18 protein-coding genes and 1 pseudogene are annotated in these 22,383 nt (G+C 61.9%); 8 read left to right on the top strand and 11 right to left on the bottom strand.

The genetic code is table 11. The features are described 5' to 3' along the window. Positions 1-4 precede the first annotated feature (4 nt). Together Q1A52_RS11135 and Q1A52_RS11130 are read right to left on the bottom strand one after the other, a co-directional pair. Complete coding sequence (locus Q1A52_RS11135) at positions 5-439, bottom strand: CBS domain-containing protein (protein ID WP_300014854.1); 435 nt, start codon at positions 437-439, stop codon at positions 5-7. A 59-nt stretch (positions 440-498) separates the two neighbouring features. Next, on the bottom strand, positions 499-1,395 hold the full coding sequence (locus Q1A52_RS11130) for a LysR family transcriptional regulator (protein WP_300014851.1): 897 nt from the start codon (positions 1,393-1,395) through the stop codon (positions 499-501). A 169-nt stretch (positions 1,396-1,564) separates the two neighbouring features. Between Q1A52_RS11130 and Q1A52_RS11125 the strand changes: the two genes are divergently transcribed. The 5 genes and pseudogenes from Q1A52_RS11125 to Q1A52_RS11110 all read left to right on the top strand — a co-directional run bounded on the left by Q1A52_RS11125 (position 1,565) and on the right by Q1A52_RS11110 (position 6,952). Then, on the top strand, positions 1,565-3,064 hold the full coding sequence (locus Q1A52_RS11125) for a CoA-acylating methylmalonate-semialdehyde dehydrogenase (protein ID WP_300014848.1): 1,500 nt from the start codon (positions 1,565-1,567) through the stop codon (positions 3,062-3,064). Between the two features lie 144 nt (positions 3,065-3,208). Next, a pseudogene (locus Q1A52_RS22865) lies at positions 3,209-4,225 on the top strand (enoyl-CoA hydratase/isomerase family protein); the annotation flags it as partial. Beyond that, the gene (mmsB, locus tag Q1A52_RS22860) at positions 4,208-5,134 is read left to right on the top strand and encodes a 3-hydroxyisobutyrate dehydrogenase (protein WP_367278025.1); all 927 of its coding nucleotides are present in this window, start codon (positions 4,208-4,210) and stop codon (positions 5,132-5,134) included. The pseudogene Q1A52_RS22865 and the gene mmsB, both read left to right, overlap by 18 nt. A 66-nt stretch (positions 5,135-5,200) precedes the next feature. Further along, the gene (locus tag Q1A52_RS11115; RefSeq protein WP_300014842.1) at positions 5,201-6,535 is read left to right on the top strand and encodes an MmgE/PrpD family protein; all 1,335 of its coding nucleotides are present in this window, start codon (positions 5,201-5,203) and stop codon (positions 6,533-6,535) included. Positions 6,536-6,619: 84 nt separating this feature from the next. Beyond that, a complete protein-coding gene (locus Q1A52_RS11110; RefSeq protein ID WP_300014839.1) occupies positions 6,620-6,952 on the top strand; it encodes an excinuclease ABC subunit A in 333 nt (110 codons plus the stop codon). Positions 6,953-7,051: 99 nt separating this feature from the next. Here Q1A52_RS11110 and uvrA read toward each other — a convergent pair whose 3' ends face one another. The 3 genes from uvrA to Q1A52_RS11095 form a co-directional block, all read right to left on the bottom strand. Then, positions 7,052-9,934, bottom strand: coding sequence for an excinuclease ABC subunit UvrA (gene uvrA, locus Q1A52_RS11105; protein ID WP_300014836.1), 2,883 nt, complete (start codon positions 9,932-9,934; stop codon positions 7,052-7,054). An 80-nt stretch (positions 9,935-10,014) separates the two neighbouring features. Continuing rightward, on the bottom strand, positions 10,015-11,172 hold the full coding sequence (locus tag Q1A52_RS11100) for an MFS transporter (protein ID WP_300014833.1): 1,158 nt from the start codon (positions 11,170-11,172) through the stop codon (positions 10,015-10,017). Between the two features lie 83 nt (positions 11,173-11,255). Further along, positions 11,256-11,861: a hypothetical protein gene (locus Q1A52_RS11095; RefSeq protein WP_300014830.1), complete on the bottom strand. Its 606-nt coding sequence runs from the start codon at positions 11,859-11,861 to the stop codon at positions 11,256-11,258. A 243-nt stretch (positions 11,862-12,104) separates the two neighbouring features. On the opposite strand from Q1A52_RS11095, the gene Q1A52_RS11090 reads away from it, so the two are divergent. Then, positions 12,105-12,377 (top strand): hypothetical protein, encoded by a 273-nt coding sequence (locus tag Q1A52_RS11090; RefSeq protein ID WP_300014827.1) that lies wholly within the window; start codon positions 12,105-12,107, stop codon positions 12,375-12,377. Positions 12,378-12,461: 84 nt separating this feature from the next. Here Q1A52_RS11090 and Q1A52_RS11085 read toward each other — a convergent pair whose 3' ends face one another. The 6 genes from Q1A52_RS11085 to Q1A52_RS11060 all read right to left on the bottom strand — a co-directional run bounded on the left by Q1A52_RS11085 (position 12,462) and on the right by Q1A52_RS11060 (position 20,845). Continuing rightward, complete coding sequence (locus Q1A52_RS11085) at positions 12,462-12,659, bottom strand: hypothetical protein (protein WP_300014825.1); 198 nt, start codon at positions 12,657-12,659, stop codon at positions 12,462-12,464. A gap of 259 nt (positions 12,660-12,918) precedes the next feature. Further along, entirely contained in the window at positions 12,919-14,316 is a 1,398-nt protein-coding gene (lpdA, locus tag Q1A52_RS11080) for a dihydrolipoyl dehydrogenase (RefSeq protein WP_300014822.1), read from the bottom strand. 131 nt (positions 14,317-14,447) lie between these two features. After that, entirely contained in the window at positions 14,448-15,032 is a 585-nt protein-coding gene (locus Q1A52_RS11075) for a DUF924 family protein (RefSeq protein WP_300014819.1), read from the bottom strand. A 91-nt stretch (positions 15,033-15,123) separates the two neighbouring features. Further along, on the bottom strand, positions 15,124-16,389 hold the full coding sequence (locus Q1A52_RS11070) for an MFS transporter (RefSeq protein WP_299830487.1): 1,266 nt from the start codon (positions 16,387-16,389) through the stop codon (positions 15,124-15,126). A gap of 107 nt (positions 16,390-16,496) precedes the next feature. Next, on the bottom strand, positions 16,497-17,546 hold the full coding sequence (queA, locus tag Q1A52_RS11065; protein WP_300014815.1) for a tRNA preQ1(34) S-adenosylmethionine ribosyltransferase-isomerase QueA: 1,050 nt from the start codon (positions 17,544-17,546) through the stop codon (positions 16,497-16,499). 11 nt (positions 17,547-17,557) lie between these two features. Beyond that, positions 17,558-20,845 carry a DUF3971 domain-containing protein gene (locus tag Q1A52_RS11060; protein WP_300014812.1) on the bottom strand — a complete coding sequence of 1,096 codons (3,288 nt, stop codon included), beginning with the start codon at positions 20,843-20,845 and terminating at the stop codon, positions 17,558-17,560. A 173-nt stretch (positions 20,846-21,018) separates the two neighbouring features. On the opposite strand from Q1A52_RS11060, the gene Q1A52_RS11055 reads away from it, so the two are divergent. Both Q1A52_RS11055 and Q1A52_RS11050 read left to right on the top strand, forming a co-directional pair. Next, the gene (locus Q1A52_RS11055; protein WP_299776686.1) at positions 21,019-21,480 is read left to right on the top strand and encodes a peroxiredoxin; all 462 of its coding nucleotides are present in this window, start codon (positions 21,019-21,021) and stop codon (positions 21,478-21,480) included. Continuing rightward, entirely contained in the window at positions 21,477-22,286 is an 810-nt protein-coding gene (locus tag Q1A52_RS11050) for a ferritin-like domain-containing protein (protein WP_300014809.1), read from the top strand. The genes Q1A52_RS11055 and Q1A52_RS11050 overlap by 4 nt, the downstream gene beginning before the upstream one ends. Positions 22,287-22,383 lie beyond the last annotated feature (97 nt).

Genomic DNA, 22,383 nt, shown 5'->3' with positions numbered 1-22,383 from the left:
GGGGTCAATGCCCCATGATCATGCCTTCCAGCGCATTTTTCTCCATCGCCAGTTCCATCAGCTTGGCCTTGACCACGTCGCCCAGCGAAATCAACCCGACCAGCGTGCCCTTGTCCAGCACAGGCATATGGCGGAATCGCCCATCGGTCATCTTTTGCAGAACCGCGTCCGCCGCGTCATCGCTGCCGCAGGTCACCAGCTTGGTTGTCATGATGGAGTCCACCGGGTGCGTCAGGCACCCTGCCCCACGCGCCCCGATCTCCCGCACGATGTCGCGTTCCGACAGGATGCCATCCGCGCTCTTGCCGTCGCGAGAGACCACAACCGTGCCGATACGTTTGTCGGACAGGATTTTCGCGGCCTCGGACACCAATGTGGTCGGAGACACCGTAATAATGTCATGTAAAGCTTTAGTTTTCAGGATCTGTGACACCAACATGCGAAAGCTCCTTGAGACGTGTTTCACCCCCTCCAGCGTCACCGCAAAGTGGCATCAAGTCAAGCCAGCGCTTCGAGTCGTGCAACTTCCGCGCGCAAACCTGCAGTGAGCGCCTGCGCAAAGCGGCTCAACCGCAGGTTACGCTGATCGTCGGCGTGGCGGATCAGGTAAAACGCCCGCGTCAGGCTGATCTCATCGATGAGGATGCGGCGCACGCCGGGCATGGCCGGCACGGAGAAATCATGAGCAATGCCAATGCCCCCGCCCTGCCGGATCCAGTTGATCTGCACCGAAACCGAATTCGAGGCCAGCGGCACGCGGGTAATCCCCAGATCGCTGAGGTAATCCAGCTCGCGGTCAAAGATCATGTCGGGGATGTAACCCACAAGACGATGGTGGCGCAGATCTTCGCGGCCTTCAATCGGCAGGCTGTCTGCCAGATAGCGCTCTGAGGCCGCCAGATGCAGGTGATAATCGGTGATTTTCTGCACAACCAGACGGCCCGCCGTCGGTGCGCTGACGCCGATGGCCATATCCGCCTCCCGCCGCGACAGGTTGAACACACGCGGCAGCGCCACGATCTGGATGTCAAGGTCCGGGTTCTCATCGGCAATCGCGGCACAGACCTGTGGCAGCAGGTAGTTCGCGGCGCCATCCGGCGCACCGATGCGGATCTGGCCGGTCAGTCTGTCGGACACATCCGGCAATTCCGCCACCGCATTGCGCATCGCCCGCTCGGCCGTTTCCGCCCGTGTCAGCAGGGACATGCCCGCCTCGGTCAGCGTGTAGCCCTGTGGCGACTTCACAAAAAGCCGGGCTTGTAGGGCGTCCTCCAACCGCTGCATACGCCGCCCTACGGTCGCGGGATCAAGCCGCAGGACCTTGCCCGCGCCAGAGAGCGATTCCTCGCGCGCGACGGCCAGAAATAGCCGTAGATCATCCCAGTTTGTCTGCACCCGCCCGCCTTCTTAACGCCCACATGTCTTGACGTTGTTTTGCAAAATTACAAAACAACTTTGCCATCTTGCCTCTTTCACCCTTGTTTTTGCAAGACTATGGTTCTGGCAATCTCACCGCCGCTGGCACAGGCTGTCAGGCGTCGGACCAACCCCTGCGGAGGATACCATGCAAGAACTCACCCACTATCTGAACGGCGCACATGTAAAAGGCAGCTCCGGGCGCTTTGCTGATGTCATGAACCCGGCCACGGGTGAGGTTCAAGCCAAATGCCCGCTGGCCTCCAAGGCGGAAGTAGAACAAGCGGTGGCCTATGCCGCCTCAGCCCAGCCTGCATGGTCCGCTGTAAACCCGCAGCGCCGCGCGCGGGTGCTGATGAAATTCGTCGACCTGCTGAATCGCGACATGGACAAGCTGGCCGAAGCGCTGAGCCGTGAGCACGGCAAAACCCTGCCCGATGCGGCGGGCGACGTGCAGCGGGGTCTGGAAGTCGTGGAGTACTGCATCGGTGCGCCGCAATTGCTGAAAGGCGAATACACCGACAGCGCCGGTCCGGGCATCGACATGTATTCCATGCGTCAGGCGCTGGGTGTCACGGCGGGCATTACGCCCTTCAACTTCCCCGCGATGATCCCGATGTGGATGTTCGCGCCTGCCATTGCCTGCGGCAACGCCTTCATCCTCAAACCGTCGGAACGGGACCCCTCCGTGCCGCTGATGCTGGCCGAACTGATAGAGGAAGCGGGTCTGCCCAAGGGCATCCTTCAGGTCGTGAACGGCGACAAGGAAGCGGTGGACGCCATCCTCTATGACCAGACGATCCAGTCGATCGGCTTTGTCGGCTCCACCCCGATCGCCGAATACATCTACGGCACCGGCTGTTCGCAGGGCAAACGCGTGCAGTGTTTCGGCGGGGCCAAGAACCACATGATTGTCATGCCCGATGCGGATATGGATCAGGCCGCAGACGCGCTGGTCGGCGCGGGCTATGGGGCGGCAGGCGAACGCTGCATGGCGATTTCGGTGGCTGTGCCCGTGGGGGATGAAACCGCCGACCGTCTGATCGAAAAACTGGTCCCCCGGATCGAAAAGCTGAAAGTGGGCCCCTATACCGGCGGCACGGATGTAGATTACGGCCCTGTCGTCACAGCAGCAGCCAAGGCCAATATCGAACGCCTGGTGCAAACCGGCATCGATCAGGGCGCGAAACTGGTGGTCGATGGGCGCAATTTCAACTTGCAAGGCTATGAAGAGGGCTTTTTCGTCGGCCCGCATCTTTTCGACAATGTCACCAAGGACATGGACATCTATAAACACGAGATTTTTGGGCCTGTTCTGTCCACCGTGCGGGCGCAAAGCTACGAAGAAGCACTGGGGCTGGCGATGGATCATGAATACGGCAATGGCACGGCGATCTTCACCCGGGATGGCGATGCCGCGCGCGATTTTGCCAACCGGGTGAATGTGGGCATGATCGGGGTGAACGTGCCGATCCCGGTGCCGCTGGCCTATCACACCTTTGGCGGCTGGAAGAAATCCGTGTTCGGTGATCTGAACCAGCACGGGCCGGATGCCTTCAAATTCTATACACGCACGAAAACGATCACCTCGCGCTGGCCGTCGGGCATCAAGGAAGGCGGCGAATTCAACTTCAAGCCGATGGAATGAACAACGCAGGGCGGCGGAACCAGCCGCCCTCGCCTCATCCGGCATGGCCGATAAACACTCTCAGGCACCCCAGCCTCGCGGCGCCTTGAAAAGCAGCATTCGCCAAGCGATACATCCCATCAAACGACGCGTGGGTGGAGATAAATGACCGACATTCGCATTCGAACAACGGGCACCACCGGGCGCATCACATTGGCCCGGCCCAAGGCGCTGAATGCCATGACCTATCAGATGTGTCTGGCGATCGAAGAGGCGTTGGACCGCTGGCGCGAAAAGGCCGAAGTGACGCAGGTCGTCATCGACGCCGAGGGGGACAGGGCCTTTTGCGCCGGAGGCGATATTGCCGAACTGTATGACACCGGCACACGTGGGGATTTCGCCTACGGCCAGACCTTTTGGGCGGATGAATACCGTCTGAACGCCAAGATTTTCGAATACCCCAAACCCGTTATCTCCTTTCTGCAGGGCTTTACCATGGGCGGCGGCGTTGGCATCGGCTGCCACGGATCGCACCGCATCGTCGGGCAGTCCAGCCAGATTGCCATGCCGGAATGCGGGATCGGTCTGGTCCCCGATGTGGGCGGCACGCTGATGCTGGCACTGGCGCCGGGGCGGCTGGGGGAATATCTCGGCACCACGGCGGCGCGGATGTCGGCGGCGGATGCGATCCTTGCAGGCTTTGCCGATCTCTATATCCCGGAAGAACGCTGGCCGGACCTGATCGACCAGCTGGAACAGGGCGCAGGCCCGGATATCCTTGCCGACGCCGCGCAGGAGGCCCCGGCCGGCACCCTCGCAGACCTTCAGGAGGAGATCGACCGTCACTTCGGCGGCGAAACCCTTGCCGACATCCTCACCACGCTGCGGCACGCGGACAGCGAATTCGCCCGCGACACCCTGAAAAAGATGCAACGCAACAGCCCGCTCTCCATGGCGAGCACAGTGGAGATCCTTCACCGTCTGCGCGGCCCGTCGATCACCATCGCCAAAGCGCTGGAGCTGGAGTACCGTTTTACCTTCCGTGCGATGGAACACGGTGACTTCCTCGAAGGCATTCGCGCTGCGATCATAGACAAGGACCGCACACCGAAATGGCAATTCGCGGATCAGAAGGTGCCCGCGGCCGCGGTGAGCAAGATGCTGATGCCACTCGGGAAAAACACGTTGCAACTGGAAAGGAAACAGATGGACGCGCTCAAGGTAGGTTTTATCGGATTGGGCAACATGGGGGCGCCGATGGCCGCCAATCTGGCCAAGGCGGGATGCACAGTGACCGGTTTCGACACGGCGGTCAGCGCGGCGGAGGGCGTGACCATGGCCGCCTCTGCCGCCGAGGCCGCACGCGAGGCAGATGTGGTGATCACGATGCTGCCAAATGGCGACATCCTGCGCCGGGTCGCCGCTGACGTCCTGCCCGCGATGCAACAGGGCGCCTTGCTACTCGATTGCTCCACCGTTGATGTGGAGAGCGCGCGCGCTGTCGCAGAGCAGGCCGGGGGGGGTGGCCAGATGTTCGTGGACGCCCCTGTCTCCGGCGGGATCGGCGGTGCCGCGGGCGGCACGCTGACCTTCATGGCCGGCGGCTCAACACAAGCCTTTGCCAAGGCGCAGCCGCTTTTTGATATCATGGGGCAAAAGGCCGTGCATTGCGGCGAAGCCGGTGCGGGTCAGGCCGCGAAGATCTGCAACAACATGATCCTCGGTGCAACGATGATCGCCACCTGCGAAGCTTTTGCCCTGGCCGACAAACTCGGGCTCGACCGGCAAAAGATGTTCGATGTGGTCAGCACCTCCTCCGGCTACAGCTGGAGCATGAATGCCTACTGCCCTGCCCCCGGCGTGGGCCCCACCAGCCCAGCCGACAATGATTATACGCCCGGCTTTGCCGCCGAACTGATGGTGAAGGATCTGGGACTGTCGCAACAGGCGGCAGAAGCCGTGGACGCGGACACCCCGATGGGGGCCCTGGCCCACAGGCTCTATCGGCAGTTCGTGCAGGATGAAGACGGGTTGGGCAAGGATTTCTCGGCGATGTTGCCGCGCTTTTCCGAACGCGGCAGGTCCGGCTAGGTCGCAAACAGACCATCACAGCGGTGATCCCGGGTTAGGGTGATGCAAAGCCGCAAAGGACAGCCGATGCCCCCCGCCTTTCACGACTTCGCCGCGACCCTCAGCTATGAGGACCTACCTCAGGACGCGCTGCGGGTGCTGCGCCGATCCTTTCTGGACACGATGGGGGTGGCTGCAGTCGCCTCGACCACTGAAATGGCGGGTATTGCCCGGCGCGCCGCCGTTGCGCTTTTCGGGTCAGGGCAAGCGGGCAGCGCGCGGATATTGATGCAGGGCGCCATTGTCAGCCCGGCAGGCGCGGCGATGGCCGGTGCCTTCACCATCGACAGCGTGGATGCGCATGATGGTAGCTCGCCCTGCAAGGGGCACGCAGGTTCCGCCGTCTTTCCGGCATTGATGGCCATGGCGGATGTCAGCGCCAACCTGCAAGGCACTGATTTTGCGACACTTCTGGCTATAGCTTACGAGGTCAGCTATCGTGCGGGACTGGCGCAGCACGCCACCTGCGCTGACTACCACACATCCGGGGCGTGGACCTCCATCGGGGTTGCCGTCGCCTGTGCGCGGGCACTGCATTGCACACCGGACCAGATCAGACAGGCCGCCGGGATCGGCGAATACCACGGACCACGCAGCCAGATGATGCGCTGCATCGATCATCCGACGATGTTGAGGGATGGCGTTGGCTGGGGCGCGCCCTCGGGCGTGACGGCAGCCTATCTTGCGCAGATGGGCTTCACCGGTTCCCCGGCCCTGACCTGCGAACAGGCGCCCGAATACTGGTCGGACCTTGGGGAGCGCTGGCGACTGGTCGAGGATACGCACTACAAAGCCTATCCCTGCTGCCGCTGGGCGCATCCCGCCATAGACGCCGCGCAGGATCTGATGCGGGACCACGGGCTGCAGCACAGCCAGATTGCGGGCGTCAAGATACACACCTTCCACAATGCGACACGCCTTGCAGGCCATACTCCTGCAACACCCGATGAATTTGCCTACGCCATTGCTTTTCCCGTCGCAACAATGATCGTAAGAGAGCAAGTCGGCGCGCCTGAACTGGCCACCGAGACCTTGCAGGACGCAGACATCCTGCGGATTAGCAACGCCACGCAACTCATTGACGATCAGCACTTTACCAAAATCAGCGTCGGCAAACGTTGGGCCAGCGTCAGCCTAACAACGTCCGACGGTCGCACTGTGACCTCCGAGCCCCGCACGCCCCGTGGCGATGTGGATATGCCACTGTCCGATACGGAAATCTCGGACAAGTTTCATCTCTTCGCCGATCCTATTCTGGGAGAGACCCGCGCGGGTCGCATAGAGACATTTGCTGGCAGTTTCGATAGTCTGGACGCGCGTGACTTTGCGCATCTGCTCGACCTCTGTCTGTCGCCATCCTGAGTGCGGAATTCTGCCGTCAGCAAAAGTTTCTGAACGATTCCCTGCGCGATTGAGTTATGTCCACAGAAAAACAGGAGATGTCACATGCGGTTATTCATTCCATTCGTGCTGGCCTCGGCAGCGATGTCATTCGCTACCCCTGTTGCTTCGGCACCCAAGGGGTGCCCACCCGGACTGGCCAAGAAAGCAACCCCATGTGTCCCGCCCGGACACGCCAAGAAAGGCGGCTATGAAGGGAAAAGATACAACCGGGGCGACATCGTTCAGGGGGATTACATCATCATCCGCAATCCCGATCGCTACGGCCTGGGTCGCGACGGAACCTACTATCGCGTCGGCGACAATGTGTTTCGGGTAGACAGGGAAACGCATGAGGTTCTGGATTTCCTGGGGGCTGCGGCGGCCCTTTTGGACTGACCTGTCCGGGGCACGAAAAGTCTGCCGTCCGCCCGTGCGTAACGGCTCTCTGCTCAAACGGGGGATGTTGAGCCACCGAATTTCTCAGGTAACGCCCGGCTACTCGGCGGCCACCCGTCCGCGACTGAGGAGCATCGGTTTGAGGTATTTCCCGGTGTAGCTTTCCGCCACGTCGGCCACTTCTTCGGGCGTGCCCGTAGCGACGATCTGACCACCCCCGTCGCCACCTTCAGGACCGATGTCGATGATGTGGTCTGCCGTTTTCACCACGTCGAGGTTGTGTTCAATCACGATAACAGAGTTGCCCTGATCCACCAGCTCGTGCAGCACTTCCAGAAGCTTGCGCACGTCTTCGAAATGCAACCCGGTCGTCGGTTCATCGAGGATGTAAAGCGTGCGGCCCGTGGAGCGTTTGCTGAGCTCCTTCGACAGCTTCACCCGCTGCGCCTCGCCACCCGAGAGCGTTGTCGCCTGCTGGCCAACCTTGATATAGCCAAGCCCCACGCGCATCAGCGCGTCCATCTTTTCCCGGATCGACGGCACCGCCTGGAAGAAGGCCTGCGCGTCCTCGACGGTCATGTCCAGAACATCGGCGATGCTTTTGCCCTTGAACTTGATCTCCAGCGTTTCGCGGTTGTAGCGCGCGCCCTTGCAGGTCTCGCATTCCACATAGACGTCGGGCAGGAAGTGCATCTCGATCTTGATCACCCCGTCACCCTGACAGGCCTCACAGCGCCCGCCCTTGACGTTGAAGCTGAACCGCCCCGGCTTGTAGCCGCGCGCCTTGGCCTCGGGCAGCCCGGCGAACCAGTCGCGGATCGGCGTGAAGGCACCGGTGTAGGTGGCGGGGTTCGAGCGCGGGGTGCGCCCGATGGGGCGCTGGTCGATGTCGATGACCTTGTCGAGGTGTTCCAACCCCTTGATCGTCTCGCAGGGCGCAGGTGTCTGGCGGGCACCATTCAGACGCATCGAGGCTGTCTTGAACAGCGTCTCGATGGTCAGCGTGGACTTGCCGCCGCCCGACACACCTGTCACGCAGACGAATTTACCAAGCGGGTAATCGACGGTCACATTACGCAGGTTGTTGCCGGTCGCCCCGACCACCTGCAGCTTTTTCTTGTTGCCGCCGCGCCGCTCTGCCGGAATTGCAATTTCGCGCACGCCGGTCAGGTACTGGCCGGTGATCGACTTCTTGGAGGCCGCAATCTTGCGCGGCGTGCCGTGGGCCACCACTTCACCGCCGTGCACGCCCGCGCCGGGGCCGATGTCGAAGACGTAATCCGCCTCGCGGATGGCCTCTTCATCGTGTTCGACCACAATCACCGTGTTGCCCTGATCGCGCAGGTTCTTGAGCGTCAGCAGCAGCCGGTCGTTGTCGCGTTGGTGCAGCCCGATGGAGGGCTCATCGAGCACGTAGAGTACGCCGGTCAGACCCGAGCCAATCTGCGAGGCCAGCCGGATACGCTGGCTCTCGCCCCCTGAGAGGGTGCCCGCATTGCGGCTGAGCGTGAGGTATTCGAGGCCGACGTTGTTCAGGAACCCGAGCCGTTCGCGGATTTCCTTGAGGATCGCGCGGGCGATTTCGTTTTTCTGCGCGGTCAGATGCTCCGGCACCGTCTCGCACCAGTCAAAAGCCTCGCGGATCGACATTTCGACCACCTGCCCCACATGCAGCAGCTTCTCCGCATCATCGGACGGCCCCAGTTTCACCGCCAGCGCCTCGTCCCGCAACCGGTAGCCACCACAGCTGCCACAGGAACGGTTGTTCTGATAGCGCTCGAATTCCTCGCGGATCCAATTGCTGTCGGTTTCGCGGTAACGCCGCTCCATATTGGGGATCACGCCTTCGAAGGTGCGGGTCACTTGATAGACACGCCCGCCCTCGTCATAGCGGAAGGCAATTTCCTCCTCACCGGAGCCGTAAAGGAAGACCTGCTGCACCTTTTCGGGCAGGTCCTTCCATTTGGTCGACTGCTTGAACTTGTAGTGTTTCGCGATAGCTTCAATGGTTTGAAGGAAGTAGGGCGACTTCCCCTTGCGCCAGGGGGCCAGTGCGCCATCGGCGATTTTCAGGTTCTGATCCGGCACCACAAGGCGTTCGTCAAAGAACAGCTCGACGCCCAGACCATCGCACTCCGGACAGGCCCCGAAGGGCGCATTGAAGGAAAACAGGCGCGGTTCGATCTCAGGGATCGTGAAGCCGCTGACCGGACAGGCGAATTTTTCGGAGAAAGTGGTGCGCTCGGGGTCTCCTTCGCTGGGCGCCGTCTCCAGGATCGCGATACCATCGGCGAGGTCGAGGGCAGTGCGCAAGCTGTCTGCAAGCCGCGTCTCCAGCCCCTCGCGAACCACGATGCGGTCGACCACCACGTCTATGTCATGGCGGAACTTCTTGTCGAGCGTCGGCGGCTCGTCGAGTTCGTAAAAATCGCCGTCCACCTTGACCCGCTGGAACCCCTGCTTGCGCAGCTCCAGAAACTCCTTGCGGTATTCGCCCTTGCGGTCGCGGATGATCGGGGCCAGCAGATAGGCGCGGGTCCCCTCCTCCATCGTCATGACCCGGTCCACCATATCCTGCACCTGCTGCGCCTCGATCGGCTTGCCGGTCGCGGGCGAATAGGGCGTGCCGACGCGGGCGAACAAGAGCCGCATGTAGTCGTAGATCTCAGTGACCGTGCCAACGGTGGAGCGCGGGTTTTTCGAGGTGGTTTTCTGCTCAATGGAAATCGCGGGCGAGAGGCCGGCGATGTGATCCACATCCGGCTTCTGCATCATGTCCAGGAATTGCCGCGCATAGGCGCTGAGCGATTCGACATAACGGCGTTGGCCCTCGGCATAGATCGTATCGAAGGCGAGCGAAGACTTACCGGACCCCGAAAGCCCTGTAATCACTACGAGTTTGTCGCGCGGGATATCCACGTCGATGCTCTTGAGATTGTGCTCGCGCGCGCCGCGCACCTCGATATTCTTCAACTCGGCCATCAGGCACCCCCGTGTAACGGTCTAGACATAGGCGGCTCGCAGGGATTCTCCAACAAAAAAGAGAGAACGTAAAGAGAACATCAAGCGCGACGCCGACGCCGTGCCAAAACCACATGCGCGCACCCCCCAAGCACGAAGGCGCAGCCCGCCAGAACCGGCAATCCGGCGTAGCCCAAGGAGCCTGCTGTGATGGCCATGACGGGCGTGCCGAGCGTGTTGCCGACATTACCCATCTGCGCCACCGCCCCGTTGGCCTGGGCCTGCGTCTCCGGACTGTGGTTCAGCTGGGGTACCGCCGCAAAGCTGGCCCCTTGGATCAGCCCCATGGTGCCCGCAAGGGCAAGACACGCCATCGGCGCGCCGGGGTCAAGCCAAAGCCACCCCATCGACAGACAGCCACCGACAAAACCTGTCAGGATGACGGTGATCGCGGGGACATGCCGCAACAGGGCCACCCCCAGCGTCATCGAGGACGCGATACTGACGAGCGGCATGGCCCCCATCACGAAAGCGCGGCTCTCTTCGGCAATATAGGCGGGCAGCACCGTCAGAATGGACACGAAACAGAAAGTGTAGAAGAGCCAGCCGATGGCTGGAGCGGAGATCCAGGGAGAGCGGTAAATTTCAACGTGGTCGTGCAGAATCTTGGACAGGGACAGCGGGGGGGCGGGTTGATCGACGGTCAGCGCCTTAAGCCGCGCGCCCAACAGCAAGGCAAAGGCCGCCATGTAGATTGAATGCGCCGTCAACAGGGCCGGTATGCCTTTCCAGGCGACAAGGGGCAGCCCACCCCAGGCCAGTATCGTGAAGGCCACGCCAAAGAAGGTGCCCCAGAGGGTCAGCGCCAACCCACGATCCTTCGGGGCGCAGATCTGTGCGATCAGCGTCGGGGCTGCGACGACAACGGCGAGATGCGACAGCCCCTCCAGCGCGCGGCTGGCCAGCATCCATGGCAGCGGTGGCAGAAACGCCTGAAACAGGGAGATCGCGGCCCCGACCCAAAGCGCCCAGAGCAACGCCCGCCGGTAGCGAATGCGGGCCACCATCAGACCTGCCGCGACACCGAAGAAAATGCCCAGCAGGCCGACGATGGAAACGATGAACCCCAGTGCCGCGCCTGCATCCGGGTAGATGCCCGGCAGCTGATCAAAAATCGCGCTGAACTTGCCATATTGGGCCGCCGCGCCCAGCCCGGCCCCCCAGAGTGCAAGCACCAGTCCCCAAGATGTTGTCTGCATGGCACCAGCCCCCTCTGGCGCGGTATGACAGAGGCGTGTGAGGGTGGCAATCTGATGCTGCGGCGGCCGTGGGTTTGTTCAGCCTAGACCTGCCGTGCCCGCGCGCGAAGCACGCCAAATGTTGCAACCCCGAGCAGGGCAAGCGGCAGCCCGGCTGGTAAGGGCACCGGGGCTGGCTCCGCACTGAGCACTGAGCCCGGGCGGCCGTGCCGCGACGGTGAGCAGCTGCCGCAATCGAGCACACCGGTTGGCGTCATCGTGAACATATTGACGGTATCGGGCACCAGCGGCAGCGCCACCACCGGCGTGTCGAGCACGTCAAAGCCGTTCAATCCGATGCCGAGCCGGAGTGTGCGCGGCCTGTCCGGCCCGTACCAATAGGTGACAACATCGGTCTTGAAGTTGAGAAAGCTGAAGCCGCCCGACGTGAACTCATTTACGATATGTCCGGGGCTTGCGCTGCTGAAAGTCTCCCCCGGCAGGGGCCCGATGAGAACGGAAGTGAGCCCTTCAGAGACCGAAATATCCCAAGAGGTGACGGTGTTCAGGTCGCTGTCCCAGACAAAGCTGCCAATGGCCGAGCCGTTGTTTTCAAGCTCAATATCCATCGTCCAGGTGACAGAGGCTGTCTGCCCGGACGTGGCCCATAGGCTGAAGAGGATGGCTGTCAAAAAACGTGAGATACTCATAACACAGGTCCTTCCCATTGGGAATGTGACGGGTCACCTGACCCAAGGCCACAAAATGAGATCAGACGACCAACACCACAACCCGCATCGCCGCAGGAAGCCCTTGCAAAAACGCAGGACGCGGCGGGGTGTCTTGATCAAATGGCCGGAGTTACACCTCGTCCCCGCGCGCAGGCGGCAACGTCTCGGACCTGCCCCCGTCTCAGGCGCGAGCGGACCTTGTGGCCGCCCCGTCACATGACTATGGCGGTCAGACCTGGCGTTTCCGATCAGACGGTGGGTAATTGTGCGCATCACCGACATGCCGAAAGCCGGGTGTTCGAACTGCAGCTGCATGAACAGCTTCTCATCAATCTCGTGGACCTGCGCATCTTCGGTACAGCGCGCGGTCGCCCTGCGCGCCGCCTGGGCGATAAAAGGAGCCATCTCGCCAAAGATGTTACCCGCCGCGAGCTCGATGTTATGTTCCTCGATGTGCATCTGACCGGTCGACAGACAGTGGAGGCGGCCACCTGATCGCCCTGCTGGAACACAACAGTTCCGGCCTTGATCCGCCACAACCGACCATAGGTTCGGATGACCGAAAAATTCGCCTGCTCTTTATCCGTCGCTCTGCTGAGCTTGCCGCGCAGGGACATGAGCTGCAGAATGGCGGCGTAGACGATGAAACAGAGCGAAGGAGGCGATGGCGAGCATGCGCAACGGCATCATCGTGTTCATCGCGTAGGTGGCGACGGTCAGGATCGAGGCGCGCCAGCCGACGGCCTCGATCCAGTTTAACGTTGTCATCTGATGCATGCGGCTCCCCCTGAAGGCCAGCCTGCATGGCCGCCCACTCCCTTGCTCCGGTCCAGCACCCGGCGCGGCGATGATGTCGCGGAATTGGGACGGTGGGAGATAATTTCATACGCCAAGGTATGGCGCTTTCTGATTGTGACAGCGGCATCTGCGCCCACATCATCCAAGAGGGTACTCCGGCGTCAGAGAGGAATTGGTGCGCGGTCCGTCTGGCCTCACGCACCCGATGTATTGTTGGAAAACCGTGTTGCTGAGCGGCTTACATGTGGATGACGCGGCCGTATGCGTCGAGCACGGATTCATGCATCATCTCGCTGAGCGTCGGGTGCGGGAAGACGGTGTTCATCAGGTCTTCCTCGGTGGTCTCAAGCTGGCGACCCACAACATAGCCCTGGATGAGCTCCGTCACCTCGGCACCGACCATATGCGCGCCCAGCAGTTCACCAGTCTTGGCATCAAAGACCGTCTTGATCATGCCTTCCTGCTCGCCCAGAGCAATCGCCTTGCCGTTGCCGATGAAGGGGAAACGCCCGACCTTGATCTCGTAGCCAAGTTCCTTGGCCTTGGCCTCGGAATAGCCGACGGAGGCGACCTGCGGGTGGCAATAGGTGCAGCCTGCGATGCTCTCGGGCTTCACCGGGTGCACGTCATTCTGCCCGGCCATCAACTCGGCGACCATAACGCCCTCGTGGCTCGCCTTGTGCGCCAGCCACGGGGCACCGGCGATGTCACCAATGGCATAGAGCCCGTCGACACCCGTACGGCAGAACTCATCCGTGACCACATGGGTGCGGTCGATCTTGACGCCGAGTGCTTCGAGGCCAAGCCCTTCCACATTGCCGACAATCCCCACCGCAGAAATGACCGTGTCGAACTCGTGCTTCTCGACCTTGCCGCCCACCTCAATATGGGCGGTGACCTTACCCTTGCCGCGGTCCAGCTGCTTGACCATGGCCTTCTGCATGATCTTCATGCCCTGCTTTTCGAAGGATTTTTTCGCAAAGGCAGAGATTTCGGCGTCTTCCACGGGCAACACGCGGTCCATCACCTCGACCACGGTCGTATCGGCCCCCAGTGTGTTGTAAAAGCTGGCAAATTCAATGCCGATGGCTCCAGACCCGATCACCAGCAGTTTCTTGGGCATGTGCTTGGGCTGCAACGCGTGTTTGTAGGTCCAGACCAGATCGCCATCCGCTTCCAGCCCGGGCAGTTCGCGGGCGCGGGCACCGGTGGCCAGCACGATGTTCTTGGCGGTCAGCTCTTCGCTGCCCTTTTCGGTCTTGACCGTGACCTTGCCCTTGGCGGGGATCGTGGCCTCGCCCATGAAAACGGTGACCTTGTTCTTCTTCATCAGGTGGCCGATGCCGCCCGACAGCTGACCCGCCACCTGACGCGAGCGTTTCACCACAGCGTCGAGATCGTAACCAACGTTATCGGCTTTCAGGCCGAATTCCTTGGCCCGGTGCATCAGATGGAAGACTTCGGAGGAGCGCAGCATCGCCTTGGTCGGGATGCAGCCCCAGTTGAGGCAAATGCCGCCCAGATGCTCGCGTTCGACAATGGCGACGGACATGCCAAGCTGCGCGCCACGGATCGCGGCCACATAACCGCCGGGGCCTGCCCCAATCACAATCAGATCAAAGGATTTCGCAGCCATGACATGTCCTCGCAGATGGGTCCAAAATATAGTTTACCGTTAAACTATATTTTGATCAGCGGCAACATGAACTGCGGCGCGACAAATGCGCACCGCGCAAAGACGTCCTGCAGGACGCGCATGGATAGCGCTCAGGCGGCCTTGTCTGCCTGAAGGCTGCGGACCATTTCGCCGTACCCGCCACGCGCGATGAACTCCAACTCCGCTTGCGTCGCAGGCCGGTCGAGCGCTGCGTTGCGATGCGGAAAGCGCCCGAACTGGCGGATCACCGCGCGATGGGCCTGCGCATGCAGCATATTTTCGGCGCCATGTTCCGGCATCCGTTCACACATCAGACGCACGCAGCGATCCTGATCACAAAGATTTTCAGAATGCATCAGCGGCAGGTAGAAGAACTGGCGCGCGGGTTCGTCGATCCGCATGTCCCAGCCCTTGTCGATGGCTGATTTCGCAGCGGCCAGAGCGGCCCGGTCACTGGCAAAAGCCTGGCCGGTATCGCGGAACATATTGCGGGAAAACTGATCCATCAGGATGATGTAGGCCAGCGCGCCGGAGGGATACGTCAGCCAGAGGGAAAATCGCCCTTCACAGGCCGCTTTCCAAGTTTCTTCGAACCGTGTCCTCATCGCCGTATCCAGCGCATCGGACTGCTTGTACCACCCCTTGGGGCCGATGTCGTCGAGCCAAAAACTCAAGATCTCTTGCGGACCTACCATCACTCACGTCTCCTCATAAACACACCACTAAGGTATGTTACGTCTCGTTTAAGTTAAATGCATAGTCACTTTTTGCATCAGTGCGACACATTCAATCAGGAATAGTTGCATTTTCATCGCTCAAATCGGACTCGATGGCGTATTCTTGAGCATATTCAAGCGCAACGGATGTATAGGACGGCGCCACGGCGACATACGCCCCCGTTTCGTCCACCGGGATGGATTTCCGAACGGTGGAACGGTAGGCCGCATAGAGTACCAGCGCGGCAAAGAGAATGCCGGTGAAGAGGTAGAACCCGCTCGGTCCCACAGTGTCCATCATATAGCCGGTAGTGATCGGCCCGAGGATCGCGCCCAAGCCGTTGATAAAGATCAGCCCGCCCGAGGCCGCCGCCATATCTTCATGCTCCAGGAAGTCATTGGTGTGGGCGATGAGCAACGAGTAGAGCGGGTTCGACATGCCGCCGACAACGAAGGCGGAGACCAGAAGCAGGGTGAAATTGCCGCCCAGCACCATCCCAATCGCGGAGCCTACGACCCCGACGGCAGAAACAATCAGGATCAGGAACCGCCGGTCCATGCGGTCGGAAATCCACCCGATGGGATATTGCAACAGAACGGCACCCACAAAGAACATGGCCACGAAGGTGGAAATTTGCGCCACCGTCAGCCCGGCCTTTGCCCCATAGACCGAGGCCATGCCGAATTGTGCGGAGAAGACCCCGCCCAGCAGGAACATGCCGACACAGCCCATAGGGGAGAAGCCTGCCAGTTCTCTCAGGCTCATCGGTTTGGTGGTGTCAAAGGCCGGGGTCGGGCTGATGGACAACAGGATCGGGGTGACAGCGATCGAAACCAGCACCGAGGGGATCACGAACAGGACGTAGCCAGAGGGATCGGCGGTCAGCAGCAGCGCCTGGCTGAGCACGATGCCCGCCGTTTGCACGATCATGTAGAGCGACAGCGCCTGCCCGCGGTTTTCGTTGGTGGCAGCGTTGTTCAGCCAGCTTTCAGCCGTCACGTAGACGGCGGAGAAGCAGAAACCGATGAGCACGCGGCCCAGCGTCCAGAGCCAGACCTCCGTGACCGTGGGATAGAGGATCATCACCGCCGAGATCAGCGAGGCCAGCGCTGCAAAGACCCGCACGTGGCCGACGCGCCGGATCAGGCCCGGAGCCATGCGCGATCCACCCAGAAATCCGACGAAATAGGCCGACATGACGATGGACATCTCGAAGGTCGAGAAACCTTCGATCTCGCCACGAATGCCCAGCAAGGTGCCCTGCATACCGTTGCCCACCATCAACAACGACATCCCGAGCAAGAGCGCCCAAGCGCTAGACAGGACCTGTAGCATGACAATCTCCATTCGGTCGCGGGAGGGACGACACCCCCTCCTTGCAGGACGACGTGCGGCCCGTCAGGCCCATGTGCGACTTTGTAGGTCGCTTTGCGGCCACGCGGTTATTTCGGGAAGAGCAGCGAGGCGTCTCCATAGGAAAAGAAACGATACTCGCGGGCGATGGCATGCGCGTAAATGCGCCGCACGGTGTCCTGACCCATGAGCGCGGAGACCAGCATCATCAGCGTGGATTTCGGCAGGTGGAAGTTGGTCATCAGGGCGTCGGTGACCTGAAACTCAAAGCCGGGATAGATGAAAATATCGGTGTCCCCTTCCCAGGCGGCGATCTCACCACCACGCGCGGCCGTCTCGATCAGGCGCAGGGCGGTGGTGCCGACCGGGATCACCCGACCGCCCGCCTTTCTGGTCTCGGCAATCTCTGCCGCTGCCTGTGCGCTGACCTGTCCCCATTCGGCGTGCATCTTGTGGGTGGTCACGTCATCGACCTTGACCGGCAGGAAGGTACCCGCCCCCACATGCAGCGTCACATGGGTCAAGGTGACACCGTGATCCGCTATTGTCTGCAGCAGCGCCGCGTCAAAGTGCAAGGACGCGGTGGGCGCGGCCACGGCGCCTTTGTTGGTGGCAAAAACGGTTTGATAGTCATGCATATCCCGCGCATCCGCTGGGCGTTTGGCAGCGATGTACGGCGGCAGCGGCATTGCCCCGGCGGCATTCAGCGCGGCATCGAAATCATCGCCCTCAAGGTTGAAGGCCAGATGCCCCTGCCCGTCCGACGTGCCTTGCAGCGTCGCGCGCAGGTCCGCGCTGAAGATCACCTCTTCTCCTATTTTCAGTTTCTTGAGCGGTTTGATCAGCGCCGCCCAGGTGCCGTCACTGCGCGGCTCCAGCAGGGTAACTTCGATGCGTGCCTGTGTCTGTCCTTGCGCCGATGTCCTGTGGCGCAGTCCGCTGAGACGCGCCGGGATCACGCGGGTATCGTTCAGCACCAGCCGGTCACCGGGGCGCAGGTATTTTGTGATGTCCGAAACAACGGCATCGGTCATGTCGGCCCCTTGCGCAACCAGCAGGCGGGCCGAGGTGCGTGGCACTGCCGGGCGGGTCGCGATCAGCCCGTCCGGCAGATCGAAATCAAAATCACTCAGTTTCATGAGGGGGCCTTTTAGCGATCTTCGCCGCGGGTGAAAGTGGGACGTTCCCGTTCAGGTGCGGGGGGTGGCGGGGTTTCGCCTTCGACCAGCGGCACATCCGGTTTCGGCGGGCGGAAGAGGTCGCGGATCCCGCCCGGGGTGAGCGCCGTCAGCGGGTTCACAAAGACATCCGGATCGCGCACGGTGCCCCCGATGGAATAGTTGAACGCAAAGAGCCCTTCGCCCGGGCGGGTAAAGACGCTGCCGATGCCGTTGAGAATGTAAACTGGCGTGATCACGCCCTGCATCTGCAAGGCCCCGCTGTCCGTGGCGTAGACACCATCCATGGAGATGCCCATGGAGGAGCCCACCGCGCTGCCTTCCCGCAGGGTGATCCGGCGGGGTGACAGGCGAAAATCGGCATTCACTTCGGAGAAAAAGAGGCTGTCGCTGCCTTCGATGTTGAACAGCCCGACGATGCTGACCGCGTTCAGCAGCGCGGCCATGGCGGGCGCGTCCACGACGCTGGTGTTGCGCACCTTCAGCGTGCCGTCAAAGGCGCCACCGGTGCCGACGGGCAGCAACACCAGTTCGAAATTCCCGCCGCGCACCTGTTGCACGACGTTGGCCGAGGCAAAGACGGCACCGGCATCATTGGCCGTCAGTCGAATAGCGCTGCGCGCACCTTGTGGGATCATCCGGCCGTTTACCTGCGCGCCGCCGTTGATCCGCCCGGTAAAGACGCCATCGAGCCCCGCACCGGTGGTGAATTCTCCGCGCAAACCGTTGATGGCAATGGCATCGGTGACCTGCAGCCGGTTGAGCGTCACGGTGAGCGGTGCGGTCTCGCCTGACGCAGCACCCGCCGGGATGTCCGCCCGCCGCAGATCGAGCGTGCCACCCCGCACAACCACCCCCACCGGTGCGCCCCTGCCTCGTCCCACCAGATCAATCGGCGCGTCCAGCCAGTTTCCGACCCGCACCCGCGAGAAGCGCACCCTGTCGAGGTCTCCCCCCTCGGAGAGATCCACCGCCCCAACCGCGTCAAGGCCAGGCGCATCAAGAAAGAGACGCTCCACCACCGGCACCTCCGCCAGCGCGGCCACCACTTCGAAATCGGCGGCAGTGTTCGCGCCCTTGGACCAGCCAATCGGCGGGATCGACATCGTAAGGCCGCGCAGGTCGGAGGTAAGTTGCAGCACAGGCGGCTGATCCTTGGCCAGCGTGATATCAATGTCAGCTTTGCCTTCGCCACGCACATATCCGGGCGGCAGATCGATCCTGAAGGCGTCCAGAGCATCGGGTGTTACACTGATCTCTCCGGTAACACGTCCCGGCGCGCCGGGGCTGTTCAGCGGTTGCGTCCAGGTCACGTCGAAGGGCACACCATCCAGATCCCCCTGCCCGGTGAGATTGACGCTCTCGTCGGAGGCCACCAGCGCCAGACGGTCGGCCTGCAACACCCGATCCTTGATCAACGCCTCGCTGCGCAGATCCGCGATCTCGCCGGAGACATCGAATTCAACCGCCTCCACCTTGACCCCTTTGATGAGCGGCAGCGCCACGGTACCCGACATCTCTGCCCGGCCATCTGCAAGGGCCACGGGCAGGTTTGCCTTGCGCATCACTTCGAGCGGCCGCTGGTTCAGCATCGACAGGGCCGCCGTCACGGAGGACTTCGTAAGCAACCGGATCACGCCCGGCGTGCCCTCCTTGGCCTGCGCGTCGGGGATGATAAAAGACGATCCCGCCAGATCGATATGCCCGCCTTCCTCCGCCTCGACCCCGCCGCTGTCCACCACAAGAACGAAGCGGTCCTTAAGCAGAGAGGCGTGCCCCTTGGCCTCGCGGATATGCGGCATTTCTTTCAAAAATCGAACATGCGCCTCGTCGAAGTCGAACCCAAGATAGGTTTCGGGCTCTTGCCCTGCAGACCAGCGCAGCGCGGCCCCAATATCCCGCATCTGACCGCCGTAGAGGTTTTCGCTCAGCCATTTGCGCGTCTTGGGCACCACGTGTTCCGGCCAAAGTTCCATCAGCCGGTCGGGTTCATAGCCATCCATCTGGGCGTCCACCGCGATGTCCCACCCGCGCGCGTCCGCAGAAAGCTCGCCTTTGGCGGTCAGAATGTGACCCTGGTCGATCACCTGCAGCCGTCCCAGATGCAGGGCAAAAGGCCGTGGCGTGAGACGGAAATCGAGCTCGGCCTCGGCAACCTGCACCGGTTCCTCGTAGAAATCCGCCGGGTTGATCCTGAGATTGGTGAGCCGCAACTGACCCACGAGGTCCTCGATACGGCCATTGCCATCATCGGCTAGCGTGGCTGTCCCGTCCAGCCGCCCGCTGACCCATTTACTTTCGACCGCAAGCTCGTCGAACCGCAACATCCGCGCCGCCGGTTCATAGGTGAAATAGCTGCGCGCGCTGTCGATGGGGATAGCGCGGGATTCCGGCGTGGGCTGGATCACGCCCGCCCCGATCTGGAAAGTCGCGTTCAGCGGATCGAACGTGCCGTTTTCCCGCACACCTCCGCGCAGAGAGCCGGAGATCGGGGCGCGCAGCGCCTGCAACCAGCCAAAGGCCGGACCCTGCACCGCGACGTCGATGGCGTCCACATTGGCGAAAGTGACGCCGAACTGGGAGGCCGTCCGGCCGATCTGGCCGGCGTAATTCGCCGCCACGGTCGCCACCTGCGCCCCGCCGCTCAGCACCGCAAGGTCAACGCCGACTTGCAGCGCGGCCCCGGTCCGCTCCATCGACAGGCTGCCCCCGTCGATAGTCCAGGCGCGATTGGCCCGCTCGTCTTCATAGCGCAGCGTGAGACCGCGCAGATCGGCACTGCGCAGCCGGGCAAGGACAGGGCGCAGCAGCAGATCGTCCAGGTCCGCGACAAGTCGTGCGAGGTTCGGCGCTTCGCGTGAGACTGTCTGGGTCGCGCCGCCCCCCGATAGCGTCACGCCGCCCGGCCCGCGCCGCAGGTTCAGGAAAATCCCATTGAGATCAACCGTCTTCAGCTCCAGCTTGCCCTTGAGCAGCCCGGTCATCGACAGGCTCGCCCGCAACTCAGAAAACGAAACGATATCAACGCCTTCGGGTGTGGCGATACGCACATCGCGGACACGGGCGCGCGGACGCCAGTTCTCATCGACGATCAGCATCATTTCACCAAAAGCGATCCGCGCATCCGGCACGGCCTCGATCAGCCGCGCCTCGATCTGCGCCCGCACCCACGGCGGGATGATGATGTCCCGGTCCTTGACCCACCAGACCGCCCCGCCAACAGCGGCCATCACCAGCACAAGTAAAAGGGCCGGGATCACATACCGCTTCTTGCGGCGTCTTCTGGGGCGATCTGACGGGTTTTGTTCCAAATCGGGCTGCGGGTTAGTGGCTGGGACAGGCGACGGGTTAATCGGCGTGGCAGGCCTTCCCTCTGGCCCGCACAGTCCTAATATGTCACTGCAGTGCAAACCTTTAAACCCACGAGAGTGTCATGCCAGAGATTTCCCAACCTGCCCCCGATTTCACCCTACCCAGCACCGATGGTGGCGATGTCACCCTGTCTGCGCTGCAGGGCCAGCCTGTGGTCCTGTTTTTCTATCCGCGCGACAACACGCCCGGCTGCACCAAGGAGAGCATCGGCTTTTCCGAAAGCAAGGCGGCGTTCGAAGCGGCGGGCGCCAAGGTCTTCGGCATATCCAAGGACAGCATGGCGAGCCATGACAAATTCGTGGCCAAGAAAGAGCTGACCGTGCCGCTTCTGTCGGACGAGCACGGCTCGGCCTGCGAAGACTACGGTGTCTGGAAGGAAAAGAGCATGTACGGCAAGAAATTCCTCGGCATCGAACGCTCGACTTTCCTGATTGCCGCCGATGGCACGATTGCGCGCATCTGGCCCAAGGTAAAAGTGCCCGGCCATGTGGATGAGGTGCTGCAGGCGGTTCAGGCGCTGTGATCCCATTGGCGGAAATGGCCGAGGCGGTGTTGCGCACTGCCGACGGTCGCGAAAAGACGGCCCTGTCGCGTCGGTTTGCGGCCGACTGGCAGGCGGCACGTGGCCGGGGTGAGACGCCGCAGATCGGTCGCGCCGACCCTCCGGTGCATCCCGCCCGGCCTGCGGCGCCCGAACTGCTCAGCCCGCGCGACGTGCCGCGCCGTCGCCCTGGCACGCCGGAGGGACGCATCGCGCTGCTGCATGCTGTCGCCCACATCGAATTGAACGCGGTGGACCTGCATTGGGACATCATCGCGCGCTTTGCCCATGTTCCAATGCCGATGGGGTTTTACGATGACTGGGTTAAAGCCGCGGACGAAGAATCCAAACATTTCAACCTGATGTGCGGCTGTCTTGAAGAACTTGGCAGCCACTACGGCGCGCTCCCGGCCCATGCGGGCATGTGGCGTGCAGCCGAAGACACCGTGGATGACTTCATGGGGCGTTTGGCCGTGGTGCCCATGGTGTTGGAGGCACGCGGGCTCGACGTGACACCCGGTATGATCGAGATTTTCCGCAAAGCGAAATCGACCTCGGCGGTCGAAGCACTTGAGACCATCTACGCCGAAGAGGTAAGTCATGTGGCCTACGGATCGAAGTGGTTCCATTTCCTGTGTGGCCGGCACGAAGAAGACCCCAAGGAAATGTTCCACAACCTGGTGCGGAAGTATTTCCACGGCGCGCTGAAACCGCCCTTCAACGAGGAAAAGCGGGCTGAGGCAGGTATTCCCCCGGATTTCTACTGGCCCCTGGCCGAAGGCGCCTGAGAGCGGAAACCCGCAGAAACAAGCAGATTTTTGCCGATTTACAACAATTCAACGCCAAGTTGAGGCAAGGGGTCGAAAGCGGCTTGCCCCGCATGCA

It is taken from the genome of uncultured Roseobacter sp., assembly GCF_947488185.1.
Classification (GTDB): Bacteria; Pseudomonadota; Alphaproteobacteria; order Rhodobacterales; family Rhodobacteraceae; genus Roseobacter.
Note: the sequence above shows the minus strand (reverse complement) of the source record. Positions and strands in the feature narration are given on the sequence as shown.

What these genes read in the sequence shown, in the direction of transcription:
- lpdA (WP_300014822.1), bottom strand. Translation starts at nt 14,316, where the DNA reads ATGGCTGCGAAATCCTTTGATCTGATTGTGATTGGGGCAGGCCCCGGC.
- Q1A52_RS11085 (WP_300014825.1), bottom strand. Translation starts at nt 12,659, where the DNA reads ATGCATCAGATGACAACGTTAAACTGGATCGAGGCCGTCGGCTGGCGC.
- Q1A52_RS11125 (WP_300014848.1), top strand. Translation starts at nt 1,565, where the DNA reads ATGCAAGAACTCACCCACTATCTGAACGGCGCACATGTAAAAGGCAGC.
- Q1A52_RS11100 (WP_300014833.1), bottom strand. Translation starts at nt 11,172, where the DNA reads ATGCAGACAACATCTTGGGGACTGGTGCTTGCACTCTGGGGGGCCGGG.
- Q1A52_RS11055 (WP_299776686.1), top strand. Translation starts at nt 21,019, where the DNA reads ATGCCAGAGATTTCCCAACCTGCCCCCGATTTCACCCTACCCAGCACC.
- Q1A52_RS11070 (WP_299830487.1), bottom strand. Translation starts at nt 16,389, where the DNA reads ATGCTACAGGTCCTGTCTAGCGCTTGGGCGCTCTTGCTCGGGATGTCG.
- uvrA (WP_300014836.1), bottom strand. Translation starts at nt 9,934, where the DNA reads ATGGCCGAGTTGAAGAATATCGAGGTGCGCGGCGCGCGCGAGCACAAT.
- queA (WP_300014815.1), bottom strand. Translation starts at nt 17,546, where the DNA reads ATGAAACTGAGTGATTTTGATTTCGATCTGCCGGACGGGCTGATCGCG.
- Q1A52_RS11115 (WP_300014842.1), top strand. Translation starts at nt 5,201, where the DNA reads ATGCCCCCCGCCTTTCACGACTTCGCCGCGACCCTCAGCTATGAGGAC.
- Q1A52_RS11090 (WP_300014827.1), top strand. Translation starts at nt 12,105, where the DNA reads ATGGCGGTCAGACCTGGCGTTTCCGATCAGACGGTGGGTAATTGTGCG.
- mmsB (WP_367278025.1), top strand. Translation starts at nt 4,208, where the DNA reads ATGCCACTCGGGAAAAACACGTTGCAACTGGAAAGGAAACAGATGGAC.
- Q1A52_RS11135 (WP_300014854.1), bottom strand. Translation starts at nt 439, where the DNA reads ATGTTGGTGTCACAGATCCTGAAAACTAAAGCTTTACATGACATTATT.
- Q1A52_RS11095 (WP_300014830.1), bottom strand. Translation starts at nt 11,861, where the DNA reads ATGAGTATCTCACGTTTTTTGACAGCCATCCTCTTCAGCCTATGGGCC.
- Q1A52_RS11075 (WP_300014819.1), bottom strand. Translation starts at nt 15,032, where the DNA reads ATGGTAGGTCCGCAAGAGATCTTGAGTTTTTGGCTCGACGACATCGGC.
- Q1A52_RS11110 (WP_300014839.1), top strand. Translation starts at nt 6,620, where the DNA reads ATGCGGTTATTCATTCCATTCGTGCTGGCCTCGGCAGCGATGTCATTC.